The sequence below is a fragment of the Saccharothrix australiensis genome (assembly GCF_003634935.1).
GTDB lineage: Bacteria > Actinomycetota > Actinomycetes > Mycobacteriales > Pseudonocardiaceae > Actinosynnema > Actinosynnema australiense.
On record NZ_RBXO01000001.1, the window covers coordinates 3922462 to 3939690 of the forward strand.

13 protein-coding genes and 1 riboswitch are annotated in these 17229 nt (G+C 75.0%); of the genes, 6 read left to right on the forward strand and 7 right to left on the reverse strand.

The features are described from left to right. Nucleotides 1–14: 14 nt before the first annotated feature. The 3 genes from C8E97_RS16900 to C8E97_RS16910 are packed head-to-tail and all read right to left on the reverse strand — an operon-like array spanning nt 15 to nt 2822. A complete protein-coding gene (locus C8E97_RS16900; protein WP_121006599.1) occupies nt 15–659 on the reverse strand; it encodes a response regulator transcription factor in 645 nt (214 codons plus the stop codon). Next, nucleotides 647–1729, reverse strand: coding sequence for a hypothetical protein (locus tag C8E97_RS16905; RefSeq protein ID WP_121006600.1), 1083 nt, complete (start codon nt 1727–1729; stop codon nt 647–649). Before C8E97_RS16905 ends, C8E97_RS16900 begins: the two co-directional genes overlap by 13 nt. Beyond that, entirely contained in the window at nt 1722–2822 is a 1101-nt protein-coding gene (locus C8E97_RS16910) for a sensor histidine kinase (RefSeq protein ID WP_121011666.1), read from the reverse strand. Before C8E97_RS16910 ends, C8E97_RS16905 begins: the two co-directional genes overlap by 8 nt. Before the next feature lie 99 nt (nt 2823–2921). Between C8E97_RS16910 and C8E97_RS34640 the strand changes: the two genes are divergently transcribed. Together C8E97_RS34640 and C8E97_RS16915 are read left to right on the forward strand one after the other, a co-directional pair. Next, on the forward strand, nt 2922–3077 hold the full coding sequence (locus C8E97_RS34640; RefSeq protein ID WP_170211886.1) for a hypothetical protein: 156 nt from the start codon (nt 2922–2924) through the stop codon (nt 3075–3077). A gap of 186 nt (nt 3078–3263) precedes the next feature. Further along, nucleotides 3264–4871: a Dyp-type peroxidase gene (locus C8E97_RS16915; RefSeq protein WP_121006601.1), complete on the forward strand. Its 1608-nt coding sequence runs from the start codon at nt 3264–3266 to the stop codon at nt 4869–4871. Between the two features lie 118 nt (nt 4872–4989). Here the strand turns inward: C8E97_RS16915 and C8E97_RS16920 are convergent, their stop codons facing one another. From C8E97_RS16920 to C8E97_RS16935, 4 genes are all read right to left on the reverse strand, one after another. After that, nucleotides 4990–6633, reverse strand: a complete 1644-nt coding sequence (locus C8E97_RS16920) for a dipeptide ABC transporter ATP-binding protein (RefSeq protein WP_121006602.1) — start codon at nt 6631–6633, stop codon at nt 4990–4992. After that, nucleotides 6630–8303: an ABC transporter substrate-binding protein gene (locus C8E97_RS16925; RefSeq protein ID WP_121006603.1), complete on the reverse strand. Its 1674-nt coding sequence runs from the start codon at nt 8301–8303 to the stop codon at nt 6630–6632. The genes C8E97_RS16920 and C8E97_RS16925 overlap by 4 nt, the downstream gene beginning before the upstream one ends. Before the next feature lie 76 nt (nt 8304–8379). Then, complete coding sequence (locus C8E97_RS16930; RefSeq protein WP_121006604.1) at nt 8380–9375, reverse strand: ABC transporter permease; 996 nt, start codon at nt 9373–9375, stop codon at nt 8380–8382. Beyond that, nucleotides 9375–10301 (reverse strand): ABC transporter permease, encoded by a 927-nt coding sequence (locus C8E97_RS16935; protein WP_246018943.1) that lies wholly within the window; start codon nt 10299–10301, stop codon nt 9375–9377. Before C8E97_RS16935 ends, C8E97_RS16930 begins: the two co-directional genes overlap by 1 nt. A 483-nt stretch (nt 10302–10784) precedes the next feature. Here C8E97_RS16935 and C8E97_RS16940 point away from each other — a divergent pair, with 483 nt between their 5' ends. The 4 genes from C8E97_RS16940 to C8E97_RS35355 all read left to right on the forward strand — a co-directional run bounded on the left by C8E97_RS16940 (nt 10785) and on the right by C8E97_RS35355 (nt 17119). Further along, nucleotides 10785–11138 carry a hypothetical protein gene (locus C8E97_RS16940; protein ID WP_147455147.1) on the forward strand — a complete coding sequence of 118 codons (354 nt, stop codon included), beginning with the start codon at nt 10785–10787 and terminating at the stop codon, nt 11136–11138. A gap of 244 nt (nt 11139–11382) precedes the next feature. Beyond that, nucleotides 11383–11462, forward strand: a riboswitch (S-adenosyl-L-homocysteine riboswitch). A gap of 26 nt (nt 11463–11488) precedes the next feature. Continuing rightward, nucleotides 11489–15100: a methionine synthase gene (gene metH, locus C8E97_RS16945; protein WP_121006606.1), complete on the forward strand. Its 3612-nt coding sequence runs from the start codon at nt 11489–11491 to the stop codon at nt 15098–15100. A gap of 91 nt (nt 15101–15191) precedes the next feature. Then, on the forward strand, nt 15192–15569 hold the full coding sequence (locus C8E97_RS16950; protein ID WP_121006607.1) for an STAS domain-containing protein: 378 nt from the start codon (nt 15192–15194) through the stop codon (nt 15567–15569). A 287-nt stretch (nt 15570–15856) separates the two neighbouring features. Further along, on the forward strand, nt 15857–17119 hold the full coding sequence (locus C8E97_RS35355; RefSeq protein WP_211347045.1) for a response regulator transcription factor: 1263 nt from the start codon (nt 15857–15859) through the stop codon (nt 17117–17119). The last annotated feature ends 110 nt before the right edge of the window (nt 17120–17229 follow it).

Consider the following 17229-nt stretch of genomic DNA (forward strand, 5'->3'; position numbering starts at 1 on the left):
CACGGCCCGCACGGTCACAGGTCGTCGACGCTGATCAGGCCGTCCTGGATGGCCCGCGCCACGAGGGCGGCCTTGGTCGGGGCCTCCCGGCCGATCAACGCGTACTTGACGCGGATGCGCTCCAGGTAGGTGTTGACGGTGCTCACCGCGATGCCCAACCGCTTCGCCACGAACTCCTTGGACTCCGACTGGAACCACTCCACCAGCACCTCGGTCTCCCGCGCCGACAGCGCGGGCCGCTGGTCCGACCGGTCGCCCGCCAGCGCGCCCGCCAGCGACGGCGGCGTGTACGACCTGCCACCGGCCGCCGCGTGCGCCGCCCGCACCAGGTGCTCCTCGCCCTCGGCCTTGGTCAGGTAGCACAGCGCGCCCAGCTCCAGGCACCGCAACGCGATCGCGTCGTCGGCCCGCATCGAGTACACGACGACCCGCCGGCCCGCGTCGGCCAGCCGCCGCAGGTCGCCGAGCACCGGGGTCGGCCCGCCCAAGTGCAGGTCGAGCAGCACGACGTCGGCCCGCGCGCCCTCGCCCTGCCACGCCGCGCCCACGTCCTCGCCCGTGACCACCCGGAACGGCGGCGCGCCCGACGACAACCAGTACGCCACCCCGGCCCGGACCGCCGGGTGGTCGTCCACCACCACCGCGCTCAACTCCGCCATCGCGCCTCCGTCCGCGTCCGACCACCGTGGGTGTCGGACTCGACCTCGACCAGTTCCGACACCGCGCCCACCTCGACCGGCGCGTCCGCCAGCACGGCGACCCGCACCTCGCCCGCCGCGCGCAGCAGGCTCACCCGCGCCGTCGACCGCGCCGCGGCCAGCGCGGCGGCCACCGGCCAGGTCAGGGCCCTGCGCACCTCGGTCGGCACCGGCGACGCCTCGCCGCTGACCGCCAGCGACACCGCGACACCGCGCCGCTCGGCGACGTCCACGCACGCCGCCACCTCGTTCACCAGCGGGTCGGGCACGTCGTCGTCCTCCGCGAACAGCCGCCGCAGCTGGGTCGCCGCCAGCGCGCACCGCCGGCGCGCGTCCGGGTCGCGCGGGTCCAGCACGCCGTCGGCGAGGTCGGCCAGCAGCGGCAGGGTCGCACCCAGCCGGCCCGCGAAACCCGCGCGCAGGTCGTCGGCCCACTGCTCGGCGAGCGCGGCCCGCACCGCCGCCCGCTCCCGCTCGTGCGCGACCTCGGCGGCCCGACGGGCGTTGCGGCGCAGGACGTGGGCGATCACCAGGACGCCGAGCTGGAAGCTGGTCGTGCTGAGCACCACCACGCCCGCGCCGCCGAGCGCCGCCCGGTCGAGCGTCTCCGCGAGCGCGAACTGCCCGACGCTGAGCCCGACGTGCGCCGCCAGCGCGGCGAGCAGCAGCCCGACCCGGTCCGGCAGCAACAGCAGCAGGTGCCACCCGACCAACCCGAACGACCAGTGCGGCGCCGCGAAGTGCCCGCCGGGCGGCAACGCCGCGTTCGCCAGGGCGGACGCGCCCAGCTCCACCACCACCGCGACCGCCACGACGGGCGGCGGCAGCGCCCGACGCCGGACGACCCACCACCCGATCACCACGAGGACCAGCGTGAACAGGCCGGACGCCACCGGCGCGCCCGGTCCGTGGTCGTACGCCAGCAGCGGCACGACCCCGAGCCCGAACTGCACGACCGCGGTGACGACGAACACGACGAGCCGCATGGCGGTGAACACCTGGCCGGCGGCCCACGCGGAGTGGTCAGCCATCCGGCCACCGCAGCCGGACGGTCGTGCCACGGCCCGCCGCGGACGTGACGTCGGCCGTCCCGCCGACGGCCGCCATGCGCCCCACCACGGACTCCCGGATGCCGCGCCGGTGCCCGGACACCCCGGCCGGGTCGAACCCGCGGCCGGCGTCGCGGACGGTCACCTCCACGCCGTCGCCGTCGCCGCGCACGGACAACGTCGCCGCGCCCGTCCCCGCGTGCCGCTCGACGTTGGTCAGCGCCTCGCGCGCCGCGCGCGTCAGCGCCAGCGCCACGAACGCCGGCACGAGCGCGTCGCCGCCGTCGACGCGCACGTCCAGCGCGACCCCGTCCGCCATGGCCCGCAGCGACGTGGCGACGTCGATGGGGTGGTCGTGCGGCGCGCAGGGGTCACCGGTCAGCGCCGCCAGGTCGCGGCGCGCGTAGCCGGCGACGGCGGCCGGGTCGAGGTCGCCGCCGTGCGTCGCGACCATCAGGAACGTCGCCGACGCCGTGTCGTGCAACAGGGCCAGGTACTCCCGCTCGCGGCGGCGCCGGTCCAGCGCCAGCGCCTCGGCGCGTTCCAGCGCGCCCCGCCGGGCACTCAGCGCGTCGATCCGGCGCGTGGAGCGGCGCACCAGCAGGAACGCCAGCCGCGCGCACGCGCACTCCACGACGACCCGCGGCACCGCGCCGCCCGAGCCCGCGGCGAACACCTGCACGGCCACCAGCGCGGCCGTGATCGGCACCGTCACCCTGGGCGACCACTGCCACTGGAGCGTGATGGCGGTGGTGGTGAGGACGTTGAGCGCCCACTGGTCCGCGCCGCCGCCGAGCCGGCCCTGCACCGCGCACACCGCGACGACCCGCACCACGGCCGGCACCAGCGCCGCCCGCGGGGACGCGACGTCCGCCACCGCGCCGACCAGCGTCAACCCCAGCAGCGCGAACCCCTCCGGCAGCCGGTCGGCGGGCAGCGACAGGACGCCGAACACGCCGATCAGGACCACCCCGACGCCGCGGACGGGACCGGTGAACCGGCGCACGGCGGCGTCGAACTCCGCCTCGATCCGCCCCGGCACGTCCGGCCGCGCGGGCGCCGTGACCCTGACCATGCGGGAGACCCTAACCCGCCGGTCCACCGCGACCACCGCCGCCGGCCCGACCCGCCGCGCCGGTCCCGCGCCGCCGCACCGGGCGGCCGTCCGCACCGGGTGTCCACTTGGGATGGTCGGGGCGGGTTGGTCCGCGCCCGCCTCGACGCGACGACGGCACCGTGCGCGGTGCTCTCCACGTGCCCGAGCCGCTGCGCCCGGCTGGAACCCGGCGGCCGGGGCGCGGCGCGCCCGCAGGTCGACCTGTTCGCGTGAAACCGCCACCCGGAACGCCGTGCCGGCTGCACATACCGTTACGCCACAGGCGATGCGAACCAACCGATGGTGTGCGCACGGCGGCGCGGTTCCTGGTTAGCGTCGGAGCGACGTTCGCGGCGCGGGAAACCGGCCGCCGCGCCGTTCCCGCCACCGCGCCGGTGCGCGGCCGAGCCAGGAGCAGCCATGCGACCAGACCCGGAGCCGACGCTGGCCGGGCACGAGATCCAGGGCGACATCGTCCCCGGTTTCCGCAAGCCGCACCTGACCGTGCTCGCCCTGGACATCACCGACGCGGCGGCGGCCCGGCGCTGGTGCGCGGCGATCGCGCCGCGGATCACCACGCTGGCCCAGGCGGTGGCCGCCGCCGGACCGGGGCGGGTGGCGGCCGAGCCGGGCGCGGTCGGCGGCGTCGACGCGCGGGTGGTGGGGCACGGGGGAGCGGTCGACGCCGGTGACGCGTGGTCGAGCGTGGCGTTCTCGCGGCGGGCGCTGCACGAGCTGCTGGGCGAGGCGCGGGGCGACCTGGACGCGTTCACGGACCTGGCGTTCCAGCTCGGCATGGCCGCCCGGTCGGCCTCGCTGGGCGATCCCACCGACGGGCCGGGCCACCCGGACGACTGGGTCGTGCGCGACCCCGACGTGCTGCTGGTGCTGGCCGCCGACGTGCCGGCGACCCTCGCGGCACTGGTGGCGAGCACGACCTCCCTCGCCCGCCGGCACGGCCTGGCGGTGGTCTACCGCGAGGACGGCCACCGGCTCGACGCGGCGGGCTCGGGGCACTTCGGCTTCCCGGACGGCGCGGGCCAGCCGGACGTGCGCGGCCTGCCCGGCGTCGTGGCCGGCGCGCCGCGGACCGCGCGCGACCGGTGGTCCGGGGCGGGACGACCCGAGGCTCGGCAGCCCGAGCGGTGGCAGGCCGAGCGGTGGCAGGCCGAGCGGTGGCAGGCCGAGCGGTGGCAGGCCGAGCGGTGGCGGCCCGAACGCCGGCAGGCCGAGCGCGGGCAGAGCGAGCGGTGGCGGTACGAGGCGCGGCGATTCGGGGCGCGGCAGCCCGAGGCCGGGCGGCCGGGGACGCGGTGGCCCGAGGCGCGGCAGGCGGGCACGCGGTGGTCCGGTTCGTCGGGGCGGCACCCGGCGTGGCCCGGCGAGTTCGTGTTCGGCTACCCCGGCGAGGGCAGCGTCCCGTGGCGGGCGGGTCCGGTGCGGCGGCCCGGTCCGGCGTGGAGCGTCAACGGCTCGTACCTCGTGTTCCGCCGGCTGCGGCAGGACGTGCCCGCGTTCCGCCGCTTCATGGCCGGAGGAGCCCTGCACCCGGTCCGCGGCGGCACCGGATCGCGGCTGGCGGGGCACGTCGGCCGGTGGCCCGGCAGCGTGCCCGCACCCCACGCGGCCGACGCGGTGCCGGCGGCGATCGAACCGCCGCACCCCCTGCCCCCGCACGAGATCCCCGCGCACGAGATCCCCGCGCACCGCCGCGTCCTCCGTCGCGGCCTGCCCTACGGCCCGACCTACGAGCAGGAGCCGACCGCCGACCGCGGCCTGCTGTTCCTGTCCTACCAGACGTCCATCGTGGAGCAGTTCGAGTTCCTGCACCGGCGGCGGGCGCGCGGGCACGACCCGGCGGACCACGGGCACGGCCGGCACGGCGGCCGCGGCGCGGTCCTCACGGCCGCGCAGGACTTCGCCGGCCCGACCGGCGGCGGCTACTTCTTCGCGCCGTCGATCTCCGCCCTGCGCACCGTCCTCGGCGACGACCCGGCGGGACGGGGGCGCGGGCCCGCCACCCGGTGAACGGCCACCGCCCCCGCCGACCGGGGAGACCAGGCCGGCCCCGCTCGAACCGGGTTACCCTCGACCGGGCGCCCTGGAGCGGTCCCGCTCGAACCGGGCGGACCCGGCCGATCGCCGATCAGCCCGCGATCTCCCGCCACCGCGCGTGGCGTTCGCGTTGCAGCACCGGGTCGGCCACGGGCGCCGCCGCGATGAGCCGCGCCGTATAGGCGTCCCGAGGACGCGTCAGGACCTCCGCCGCCGGCCCCTGCTCCACCACCCGCCCGTCGCGCAGCACGGCCACCCGGTCGGCGAGCCGTTCCACCACCGCCAGGTCGTGGCTGATGAACAGGCACGCGAACCGCAACCGCTCCTGCAACGACCGGAACAGGTCGAGCACCTGCGCCTGCACCGACACGTCCAGCGCGGAGGTCGGCTCGTCGGCGATCAGCAGCGCCGGGTCCAGCGCCAGGGCGCGGGCGATGCCCACGCGCTGCTTCTGCCCACCGGACAGCTCGTGCGGGTACCGGTCGCGCAAGGACCGGTCCAGGCGCACCAGTTCCAGCAGCTCGTCCACCCGCCGGTCCGGGTCGACGTCGCGCGGGTGCAGCATGAGCGGCTCGGCGATGGTGCGGGCGATGGTCGCGCGCGGGTTGAGCGACGACGCCGGGTCCTGGAACACCACGCCGACCCGGCCCCGCGCGGCCCGCCGCTCACGCCGGCCCAGCGCGCTCAGGTCCCGGCCGGCGACGGTGACCCGCCCGGACGTGGGTGAGCGCAGGCCCGTGATCACCGATGCCAGCGTGCTCTTGCCCGAGCCGGACTCGCCGACCAGCCCCAGCACCTCGCCGGGCTCGACGTGCAGGCTCACGCCGTCCACCGCCCGCACGCCGGGCAGCCCGAACCGCCCGCCGTACACCACGGACACGTCGTCCACCACCAGCGCGGCGTCCGGCGACGGCGCGGACCGCTCCTCCGCCCGCGCCGGCCCGCCGTCCGGCGGCGTCAGCGACACCACCGCGGCCAGCAGGTCCCTGGTGTACGGGTGGCGGGGCCGCGCGAACAGCTCGACCACGCCGCCCTGCTCGACCACCTCGCCGTCCTTCATCACGGCCACCCGGTCGGCGAGGCCCGCCACCACGCCCATGTCGTGCGTGATGAGCAGGATCGCCACGTCGAGCCGGTCCCGCAGGTCGCGCAGCAGGTCGATGATCTCGGCCTGCACGGTGACGTCCAGCGCGGTCGTCGGCTCGTCGGCGATCAGCAGCGCCGGCTCGCAGGCCACGGCCATCGCGATGACCACGCGCTGGAGCTGGCCGCCGGACAGCTCGTGCGGGTAGGCCCGCAGCCGCCGCTCGGGGTCGGGCAGCCCGACCAGCGCCAGCAGCTCCACCGCGCGTTCCCGCGCCCGCCGCGCGCCCCACGGGCGGTGCGCCCGCACGGCCTCCACGAGCTGGTGGCCGATGGTGAACACCGGGTTGAGCGCGCTCATCGGCTCCTGGAACACCATGCCCACCCGGCCGCCCCGCACGGCGCGCAGCTCGGCGGGGCTCATCCGGTAGAGGTCCTGCCCGTCCAGCAGGGCGGTCCCGGACAGGCGCGCGGTGTCGGGCAGCAGCCGCAGCAGCGACATCGCCGTCACGGTCTTGCCCGAGCCGGACTCGCCCACCACGGCGAGGACCTCGCCGGCGGCCAGGGACAGCGTGACGCCCCGGACCGCCGGCCGGCGCCCGCCGCCGAACTCCACCGTGACGTCGCGCAGAGCCAGCAGCGGTTCGCTCACGAGCTCAGACCGACCTGGAGGTAGTTCGGGTAGGCCGGGAAGTCGGCGATGTAGAGGTTGGCCACCTTCGACCCGCGCAGGAACGAGTTGCGCGTGTAGATCAGCGGCACGATCGGCGAGTCCTTGAGCACCCGCTTGTCGATGGCCGCCCACTTGCGGCCCGCCTCGTCGGGGTCGACGGTGGCCTGCGCCTCGTCGATGAGCCGGTCGACCTCCGCGTCGCGGTAGCGGGACAGGTTGTACCCGCCGCCGCCGATCTCGGAGGACGCGAACAGGGGCTGGATGTTGGCGTTGGCGCTGGGGAAGTCGGGCTGCCACGAGGCGAGCGTCAGGTCGAACTTCGCGACGGGGCTGTTGCTGGTCTCCTCGGTGTAGGCGTCGCCGTCGAGGGTGCGGATGGTGGTCTTGATGCCCGCCCGCTGGAGCGACGCCTGGAGCGCCTGCGCCTTCTCCGGCGCGTTGTTCGTCTTGCTCACCAGGAAGTCCAGGTTCTCCAGGCCGTTGGGGAACCCGGCCTCCGCGAGCAGCTTCTTCGCCTTCTCCGGGTCGCCCGCGGGCGGGGCCGGGAACAGGTCGAACTTCTCGCGCCCGGTGATGCCCTCGGTGATCAGCGTGGTCGCGATGTCACCCGCGAGCTGGGCGTTGCCCGCCGACGCGATCTGGAACGAAGTCTTGTCGACCGCGTACTGGAACGCCTCGCGCACCTTCGGGTTGTCCAGCGGCGCCTTCTCGGTGTTGAGCGCCAGGTAGGCCAGCGCGCCGGACTTGGAGGTGACGATGCGGTCCTTCGCCGACGCGTTGCCGGTGACCTGCGCGAGCTGCGCGGCCGACACGAACGACGAGCCGAAAGCGGTCTTGTCGTCACCGGAGTCGGCGGACAGCCGCTGCGAGATCACCGAGGCGTCCTGCCCGAGCTGGAACACGATCTCGTCGGGATAGCCGGCGCGCACCTGGTCGGTCTTCTGGTCCCAGTGGGCGTTGCGGGTCAGCTTCGCCTCGACGCCCTTCTGGTACTTGGCGAGCTGGTACGGGCCGGACGCCACGGGGTGCTCGGAGTAGTCCGGCTCCGCGCCCTTGCCGTGCGGCACCGGCGCGAACGCGGGCGTGCTGACCACCCACGGCCAGTCGCCGTAGGGCCGGACGAGGCGGAACCGGATGGTCTTGGCGTCCGGGGTCTCGATGCCGGCCAGCTCCGCGCCCTCGAACGGGCCGCGGTAGTCGGCGCCGCCTTCGAGCAGCTGCTTGTGGTAGCCGAGGCCGCCGGAGAACGCGGGCGCGAACGACCGCTGGACGCCCCACTTGACGTCGGCGGAGGTGATCGGCGTGCCGTCGCTGAACTTCAGCCCGTCCTGGAGGGTGAACGTCCAGGTCCGGCCGCCGTCGTCGGTCTTGCCCGCGTCGGCCAGGTCGGGCACCACCCTGGCCTGCTCGCCGGGCTTGTTCAGCCACCCGGTGAGCCTGCGGTGCACCAGGCCGAGCGACGTGATCGCCAGGCTGCCGCTCTTGGCCGGGTCGAAGTTGACCGTCTGGCCCTCGGACAGGATGCGCAGGGTGCCGCCGCGGGTCGCGGTCGCCTGCCCGGCGCCCTGCGGCGCCTGGTTCGCGCCGCAGGCGGTCAGGGCCAGCACACCCGCCATCGCGGTTGCCACGGCCAAGCGACGTCTGGTCATTTCCGGTGTCTCCTAGGGGTTCTCGGGTCGAGCGGGGTTCTCGGGCCGGGCGGCGCGCCCGGATCGGGCGGTGTGCTCAGGACAGGCGGGCGCGTGGGTCGAGCGCGCCGTAGCAGAGGTCGACCACGACGTTCGCCGTGACGATGAGGAAGGCGGCGAACAGCGTGCAGCCCAGCAGCAGCGGCAGGTCGCGCTGGCCGACCGCGTCGATGAGCAGCCCGCCGAGGCCGGGCAGGCCGAACACCCGCTCGGTGATGACCGCGCCGCCCAGCAGCGCGCCGAGGTCGACGCCGAACACCGTGACGACGGGCAGGAGCACGTTGCGCAGCGCGTGCTTGCCGATCACCTTGGCCTCGGTGAGGCCCTTGGCACGCGCGGTGCGGATGTAGTCCTCGCCCAGCGTGTCCAGCATCTGCGCGCGGGTGAGCCGGGTGTAGACGGCGGCGTGGGAGAACGCGAGCACCGCCCACGGCAGCGCCAGCCGCCACGCCCAGTCCACGGGGCTGGTGGTGAACGGGACGTACCCGCCGACCGGCACCACGTCCAGGGTGAACCCGAACAGCAGGATGCCGAGCAGCCCCATCAGGTAGACCGGCGCGGACACGCCCGCGACCGAGGACGCCAGCGCGACCCGGTCCCACGCGGTGCCGCGGCGCAGCGCCGCGACCACCCCCGCGCCGACGCCGGTGACCAGCCACAGCAGCGCCGCGCCGAGCGCCAGCGACGCGGTGACCGGCAGGCGTTCGCCGATCAGCGCCAGCACGTCGGTGTTCTGCGCGAACGAGTAGCCGAAGCACGGCGCGTCGCAGACGATCGCGGTCGGTCCGGAGCCGAACGTGCGGCCGGTGAAGATCCCGCCGGCGAAGTCCAGGAACTGCCGCCACCACGGGTCGCCGTAGCCCATGAACTCCCGCGCCAGGGCCAGGTTCTGCTCGGTGCACGGCCGGCCGCACGCCTGGAGCGCCGGGTCGGCGGGCACCAGGTAGAACACGGCGTAGGTGCTCAGGGCGACGAGGAACAGCACCAGCACCGCGCCGGCGATCCGGGTGCCGGCGAACTTCGCGGTACGCATCAGCGCAGCACCGCCGTCCGCGGGTCGAGGGCGTCGCGCAGGCCGTCGCCGAGGACGTTGAACGCCCACGTGGCCAGGAACAGCGCCGCGCCGGGGAACACCAGGAACATCGGGTCGGTCCCGACCCAGTCGACGGCGGCGCTGATCGCGCGGCCCCAGCTCGGCGTGGGCGGCGGGATGCCGAGCCCGAGGAACGACAGCGCGGCCTCCAAGCCGATCTTGCCGGGGATGGACAGCGTGGACACCACGATGATCGGGCCCCACAGGTTGGGCAGCAGCTCGTGCCGGAACACGTGCGCCGGTCCCGCGCCCAGCGACCGGGCGGCCGACACGAACCCGCGCGTGCGCAGCGTCAGCGTCTGGGCCCGGACGATCCGGGCGATCGAGGGCCAGCCGAAGAACCCGATGACGACGATGAGCAGCGCCGGGCGCGGCACCTCGGCGGGCACCACGGCCGCGAGCGCGATCATGAACACCAGGTAGGGGAAGCCCAGCAGCACGTCCGCGGTCCAGGTGACGAGCCGGTCCACCACGCCGCCGAGGTAGCCGGCGGCGGCGCCGAGCACGACGCCCAGCAGCACGGACAGCAGCGTCGCGGTCAGGCCGATGAGGAACGACGTGCGCGCGCCGTGCGCGACGATCGCGAACAGGTCGCGGCCGGTCAGCGGCTCGACCCCGAACCAGTGGTCGCCGCTCACGCCGCCCAGCGGCCCGGCGGGCGCGCCGGTGGCGGGGTCGAGCGCCTCGGTGCGGTAGGTGTAGGGGTCCTGCCCCTCGATCGCGGTCCACACGTCCGCGCCCAGGGCGAGCAGCGCCAGCAGCGCGATCGTGACCGCGCCCGCCAGCGCCCAGCGGTCCCGGCGCAGCACGGAGCGGATGGTCGTCCACGGCGAGCGGACGCCGGTGACGGACAAGGGTTCGGACACGGCCACCTGACCTCTTGAGCGGGTGAAACGCGCTCACCCTAGGCCGATCGGGCTACCGTCCCGGCCCCGCTCCCACGACGTGGACTGTGACGGAAGCGATGTTGAAGTTCCGGAACCATGTCGTTCTCGCCGCCGTCCGACCCCTGGTCGGGGCACGTCCACAGTGGAGTATCGGGGCCGACGGCCCGGCGCGGTCCGCGCCACGCCGGTCGGGGTGGCCCGGCTCGGCCGTGTCCACTGTGGAGCGACACGGGGAGCCGGAGTGCGCTGCCCGCGGCGCGTCATCCGTCGGTGCGTCCGAATCGGGTCATCGTCGTCGCGGTCCGTCGCGAAAATCGCGAAAGCGCGCTGATCGGGTGATCCGAAATGCCTCTCCGATAGCACCGTGGTGGGTTTTCGGTCGATTCCCCTGCGCCCGCCGAAGGCGTGGGTAATCTGGGTCGTGGTGTTCCCCGCGCCGATTCGGGAGAGATGGTGGCGGTCATGTCGATCGGAAATCGCAAAGCGCTCGTCGCGGTGTTCGCGTTCAGCACGATGATCGGCGGCGGTGTCGCCGCCGCCGACTCACCCCCACGCGAACGCGTCGACCAGAAGTACACGTGCAACGCGCTGACCAGTGCCTCCGTGCCGGAGGTCCGCCTGGCGCTGGTGCTGTCGGGCATCAACCCGGCCGAAGCCAAGGGGCCGGTCGGGCTGGCGTGCACGGTGCCCGAGCGCGTGCAGCCGGACGGCGGCGACGTGCACATCACCGGTATCGAGGACGTCGTGTTCACCTGCGGCAAGGCCGACCTCAAGAAGGAGAACCAGATCGTCTTCTTCGACGGGTGCAAATCCTGAGCCCCGCCATCACCGGGTGACGGCGACGCCCGGCGGTCCGGTCGGGAAACGCCCCGCGACCGCGCGCCGGGCAGGGTCGCGGCACTCCACCCGGAACGGTCCCCGACACCGCGGCGGTGCCGCGCTCCGCGTGCGACCGGACGGCCCCGGCCACGCGCGTGGTCGGCGGGTGGCCGCACCTCGGACCGCCGCGCCCGCCGGTCGGCGGCCGTGGCGCTTGCGCGCTTGCGATATCTTGGGACGCAGGGTCGAGAGGCGCTGCAACGGACCACGGTCCGCCACGCTCGACCCGGTACGACACTCACCCAAGGGCGCCTCCCTGAGACACATGAGGGAGACGAAGGGTGAGCATGGACCACGGTTCCCGCGGCCGATCGGGTGAAGCCCTGCGCGAGGTGCTCGACCAGCGGATCGCCGTCCTCGACGGGGCCTGGGGCACGATGTTCCAGGAGGTGGGGCTCGCGCCCGCCGACTACCAGGCCGACTTCCTGCGCGGGCACCCGCGCGACGTCACCGGCGACCCGGACCTGCTCAACCTGACGCGGCCGGACGTCGTGCTCGACGTGCACCGCCGGTACCTCGCCGCGGGCGCGGACATCACGACCACCAACACGTTCACCGCCACCGGGATCGGGCAGGCCGACTACGGCCTCCAGTCCCTGGTGCGGGAGATGAACGTCGAGGCCGCGCGCCTGGCCAGGCAGGCGGCCGACGAGGCGGGCGGCCGGTTCGTGGCCGGCTCGGTCGGGCCGCTGAACGTGACGCTGTCGCTGTCGCCGAAGGTCGACGACCCCGCCTACCGCGCGGTGTCGTTCGACCAGGTCCGCGACTCCTACGCCGAGCAGATCGCCGCCCTCGCCGAGGGCGGCGTCGACCTGCTGCTGATCGAGACGATCTTCGACACGCTCAACGCCAAGGCCGCCGTCGCCGCCGCGCGCGAGGTCGCGCCGCACCTGCCGCTGTGGATCTCGGTGACGATCGTCGACCTGAGCGGCCGGACCCTGTCCGGGCAGACCGTCGAGGCGTTCTGGACCGCCGTCGAGCACGCCGAGCCGCTGGTCGTCGGCGTCAACTGCTCGCTCGGCGCGGCGGAGATGCGCCCGCACGTCGCCGAACTCGCCCGCCTCGCCGACACCTACACGGCCTGCCACCCGAACGCGGGCCTGCCCAACGCGTTCGGCGGCTACGACGAGACCCCGGCGCGGACGGCCGGCCTGCTCGCGGAGTTCGCCGGCGAGGGCCTGGTCAACGTCGTCGGCGGGTGCTGCGGCACCACGCCGGCGCACGTGGCGGCCATCGCCGAGGCCGCGGCGGGCGTCACGCCGAGGACGTGGTCGCCGCGGGAGCGGACGCCGCGGTTCAGCGGGCTGGAGCCGTTCCGGATCGGGGCCGACACCGGGTTCGTCATGATCGGCGAGCGGACCAACGTCACCGGCTCCGCGCGCTTCCGCAGGCTGATCGAGGCGGGCGACCACCAGGCGGCCACCGAGGTGGCGGTGGAGCAGGTGCGCGGCGGCGCGAACCTGCTGGACGTCAACATGGACGCCGACCTGCTCGACAGCGAGCAGGCGATGACGACCTTCCTCAACCTGGTGGCCACCGAGCCGGAGATCGCCCGCGTGCCGATCGTGGTCGACAGCTCGCGCTGGAGCGTGCTGGAAGCCGGGCTCAAGTGCGTTCAGGGCAAGGCGGTGGTCAACTCGATCAGCCTCAAGGAGGGCGAGGAGACCTTCCTGCGGCAGGCTCGCACCATCCGGGACTACGGCGCGGGCGTCGTCGTCATGGCGTTCGACGAGCAGGGCCAGGCCGACACCGCCGCCCGCAAGGTGGAGATCTGCGCGCGGGCGTACGACCTGCTGACGGAGCGGCTCGGCTTCCCGGCCGAGGACATCGTGTTCGACCCGAACGTGCTGGCGGTCGCCACCGGCATGGCCGAGCACAACGGCTACGCGAAGGAGTTCATCGAGGCGCTGCCGCTGATCAAGCGGCGGTGCCCCGGCGCGCTGCTGTCCGGCGGCATCTCGAACCTCTCGTTCGCCTTCCGCGGCAACGACACCGTCCGCGAGGCGATGCACTCGGTGTTCCTGCTGCACGCCGTGCGGGCGGGCCTGGACATGGGCATCGTGAACGCGGGCCAGCTCGCCGTCTACGAGGACATCCCGGCCGACCTGCTGGAACTGGTCGAGGACGTGCTGTTCGACCGCCGACCGGACGCCACCGACCGGCTCGTCGCGTTCGCCCAGACGGTCAGCGGCAAGGGCAAGCGCCGCACCGTCGACCTGTCCTGGCGGGAGGCGCCGGTCGGCGAGCGGCTGGCGCACGCCCTCGTGCACGGCATCGTCGACTACATCGAGGACGACGTCGAGGAGGCCCGCGCGGCGGCGGCCAGGCCGCTGGAGGTCATCGAGGGGCCGCTGATGGACGGCATGAAGGTCGTCGGCGACCTGTTCGGCTCCGGCCGGATGTTCCTGCCCCAGGTGGTCAAGAGCGCGCGGGTGATGAAGCGCGCGGTGAACTACCTGGAGCCGTACATGGAGGCCGAGAAGGAGGCCCTGACCGGCGGCGGCGAGCCGCGCGGCAACGGGAAGGTGGTGCTGGCCACCGTCAAGGGCGACGTGCACGACATCGGCAAGAACATCGTCGGCGTCGTCCTGGGCTGCAACAACTACGAGGTGGTCGACCTCGGCGTGATGGTGCCGGCGTCGGTCATCCTGGACACGGCGGTGGCGGAGGAGGCCGACGCCGTGGGGCTGTCCGGGCTCATCACGCCGTCGCTGGACGAGATGGTGTCCGTGGCGGCGGAGATGCAGCGGCGCGGGCTCAAGCTGCCGCTGCTGATCGGCGGCGCGACGACGTCCCGCCAGCACACGGCCGTGCGCATCGCGCCCGCCTACGACGGCACCACGGTCCACGTGCTCGACGCGTCGCGCGTGGTCGGCGTCGTCTCCGACCTGCTCGACCCGCGCCGCGCCGAGGACCTCGCGGAGACCACGCGGGCCGAGCAGGAGAAGCTGCGCGAGCAGCACGCCGCCAAGCAGCGCCGCCCGCTGCTGACCCTGGCCGAGGCGCGCGCGAACCGCGAGCGGGTGTCGTTCGACGACCTGCCCACGCCGTCGTTCCTGGGCACGCGCGGGTCGCGGCCGTCGCTGGAGGAGCTGCGGGAGCTGGTCGACTGGCAGTTCCTGTTCCTGGCCTGGGAGCTGAAGGGCAAGTTCCCCGCGATCCTCGACCAGCCGGTGGCGCGCGAGCTGTACGACGACGCGAACGCCCTGCTGGACGAGATCGTCGCCGCCGGGTCGCTGCGCCCGGAGGGCGTGTACGGCTTCTGGCGGGCGCGGGCCGAGGGCGACGACGTGGTGCTGGACACCGACGCCGGTCCGCTGCGGCTGCCCATGCTGCGGCAGCAGACCGTCAAGCCGGAGAGCCGGGCCAACCGCTGCCTGGCCGACTACGTGGCGCCGGCGGGCGACCACCTCGGCGCGTTCGCCGTCACCATCCACGGCGCGGACGAGCTGGCCGCCCGGTACGAGCGCGAGCACGACGACTACCGCGCGATCATGGTCAAGGCGCTGGCCGACCGCCTCGCCGAGGCGTTCGCCGAGCACGTCCACCGGGACGCGCGCCGCGAGTGGTTCGAGCCGGGCGCGTCGGCCGACGTCGCGGACCTGCACGCCGAGCGGTTCCGGGGCATCCGGCCCGCGTTCGGCTACCCGGCGCTGCCCGACCACACGCACAAGCGGGCGGTGTTCGAGCTGCTGGGCGCCAAGTCGGTGGGCATGGACCTCACCGAGTCGTTCGCCATCACCCCGGCGGCGAGCGTGAGCGCCCTGGTCTTCGCCCACCCGGCGTCCCGCTACTTCACGGTGGGGCGCATCGGCGAGGACCAGTTGGCCGACTACGCGCGACGCTCCGGCACGACGGTCGAGGAGGCCGCCCAGTGGCTGGCCCCGAACCTCGGGTGACGCGGCGACACCCGGCGCGGCCCGCCGGGGGAGGGCCCCGGCGGGTCCGGGTCGTCCTGCCACTCCCGCCCGGCCGTGCTTAAGTGGTGCGGTGACGAACCCCGAGACGGGCCCGTGGACGCGGGTCGAGACCCTGGCCGAAGGCCAGGCGGTGCTGGTGCGCGTCGGTGGCGACATCGACCAGGGCACCGTCGCCACGCTGGACGAGGGGTTGGCGCGGGCCACGGCGACCAGCGCCCCGCTGGTGGCGGTCGACCTGCACGAGGTGGGCCTGCTCGCCTCGGTCGGCCTGTCCTCCCTGATCCGGGTCCACCAGCGGCTCGGTGAGGACGGGCGGGAGTTCGCCGTGGTCGTCGACGCCGAGCACCAGCTCTCCCGGCTGCTCTGGACGACCGCGCTCACCCGCATCCTGACCGTGGTCCCGTCGGTGGACGAGGCGCTCGCCCGCGCGCCGCGCAACCCCGGATAGCCTTCGTCCACTGTGGACTCATCGGTGCCCGGCGGGCGTCGGCGCCCTTCGATCGGCGGTAGCGCGACGGCCGCGTCCTCCGGAGCGGTGGTCTAGACCTCTGTGGGGACGACGTGCCGCCGCGGGAGGGGGAGCGCCGTGAGGCTCCGCCGCCGTGCCTGCTCGGACGTCATCCTCGGCGGCTGAGCGCCGGCCGCGCGCGGCCACCACGTCCGGCCGCCTTTCGTAGAGTGGGCACGCGCCGACGCCGGGTCGAGCGCGCCGCGGAGGGGGAGCGGGCCCACCCGATGAGGAACACGCCGAAGAGAACGACCGCGCCGGCCACGTCGAGCAGGACGACCGCGCCGGCCACGGCGACCGCGCCGGACGCCTCCGGCGGGACGGGCGCGCCGACCGCGCTGCACGGCCGCGCCGCCGAGGTGGCGCTGCTGCGCGACGTGCTCGGGCGCGGCACGGGCACCGTGCTGGTCGACGGCGTGCCCGGCGTGGGCAAGTCCCGGCTCCTGCGGGAGGGCGAGCGGATCGCCGCCGGCCTCGGGTACGCCGTGCGGCGGGTCGGCCTGGGCCGCGCGTGCCCGGAACCGGTCACCGACGGCCGGCCCGCGCTGCACGTGCTGGACGACGCGCACCTGCTCGACGAGCGCGCCGTCGCCGAGCTGCTGGCCGACGACGCCGTGGCCGGGCCGCACGACGGCACGGCGGCGCGCGGGGTGTGGTTGGTCGCGCGCCGCACCGCGACCGGTCCGCGGCCGGCGGACGTGCTGCCCCCGGCGCTGCCCGGCCGGACCGCGATCGTCGCGCTGCCGCCGCTGACCGCCGCCGCGTCCGTCGACCTCGCGACCGACCTCCTCGGCGCGGTGCCCGACGCGCCGCTGACCCGGCTGGTGGCCTCCGCCGGCGGCCACCCCGGCCTGGTGGTCGAACTGGTCCTCGGCCTGCGCGAGGACGACGCCCTGCGGATCACCGCCGGTCGGGCCCGCCTCGTGCGCGAGGGCCTGCCCGCGCGGTTGACGACGCTGACGGCGTCGACCCTGCACACCTACTCCGCCGAGTGCCGCAACCTGCTCCGCGTCGCCGCCGTGCTGGGCGACGAGGTCGTCTACGGCGAACTGGCGCCGCTGCTCGGCACCTCCTCGGCCGGGCTGATCCCGGCGCTGGACGAGGCGTGCGCGGTCGGCGCGGTGATCAGCGACGGCGAGCGCACCGCGTTCCGCAACGAGCTGACGCGCCGCCTGATCGCCGAGTCGGTGCCGCTCACGCTGCGCCGCGAGCTGCGGCGCGAGGTCGCGGCCATCCGGGCGCGGTCCGACCGGTCGCCGGGGCAGGTGCCGGCGCGGCCCACCGCCGACGACGACCTCGACGGCCGTCGGCGCGACGTCGTGCGCCTCGTGGCGCAGGGGCTGACCAACCAGCAGATCGCCCGACGCCTCGGCCTGTCGCCGCACACCGTCAACTACCACCTGCGTCGGCTCTACCAGGCGTACGGCGTGCGGTCGCGGATCGAACTGCTGCGCGCGGCGCAGCGGCGGAACACCCCGGAAGCCCCCTGACAGCCGGCCGGACGACGCGGCACTACCCGACCTGGTAGGCCGCGCTACCAGCATTGGCAGTCCTCGGCGGACCACGCCGGAAACGCGGTCCGGGATGCCTAGCGTGGCGG

Coding starts and splice junctions, on each gene's coding strand:
- C8E97_RS16900 (WP_121006599.1), bottom strand. CDS start 659: ATGGCGGAGTTGAGCGCGGTGGTGGTGGACGACCACCCGGCGGTCCGG.
- C8E97_RS16905 (WP_121006600.1), bottom strand. CDS start 1,729: ATGGCTGACCACTCCGCGTGGGCCGCCGGCCAGGTGTTCACCGCCATG.
- C8E97_RS16910 (WP_121011666.1), bottom strand. CDS start 2,822: ATGGTCAGGGTCACGGCGCCCGCGCGGCCGGACGTGCCGGGGCGGATC.
- C8E97_RS16915 (WP_121006601.1), top strand. CDS start 3,264: ATGCGACCAGACCCGGAGCCGACGCTGGCCGGGCACGAGATCCAGGGC.
- C8E97_RS16925 (WP_121006603.1), bottom strand. CDS start 8,303: ATGACCAGACGTCGCTTGGCCGTGGCAACCGCGATGGCGGGTGTGCTG.
- C8E97_RS16930 (WP_121006604.1), bottom strand. CDS start 9,375: ATGCGTACCGCGAAGTTCGCCGGCACCCGGATCGCCGGCGCGGTGCTG.
- C8E97_RS16940 (WP_147455147.1), top strand. CDS start 10,785: ATGTCGATCGGAAATCGCAAAGCGCTCGTCGCGGTGTTCGCGTTCAGC.
- metH (WP_121006606.1), top strand. CDS start 11,489: ATGGACCACGGTTCCCGCGGCCGATCGGGTGAAGCCCTGCGCGAGGTG.
- C8E97_RS35355 (WP_211347045.1), top strand. CDS start 15,857: ATGAGGAACACGCCGAAGAGAACGACCGCGCCGGCCACGTCGAGCAGG.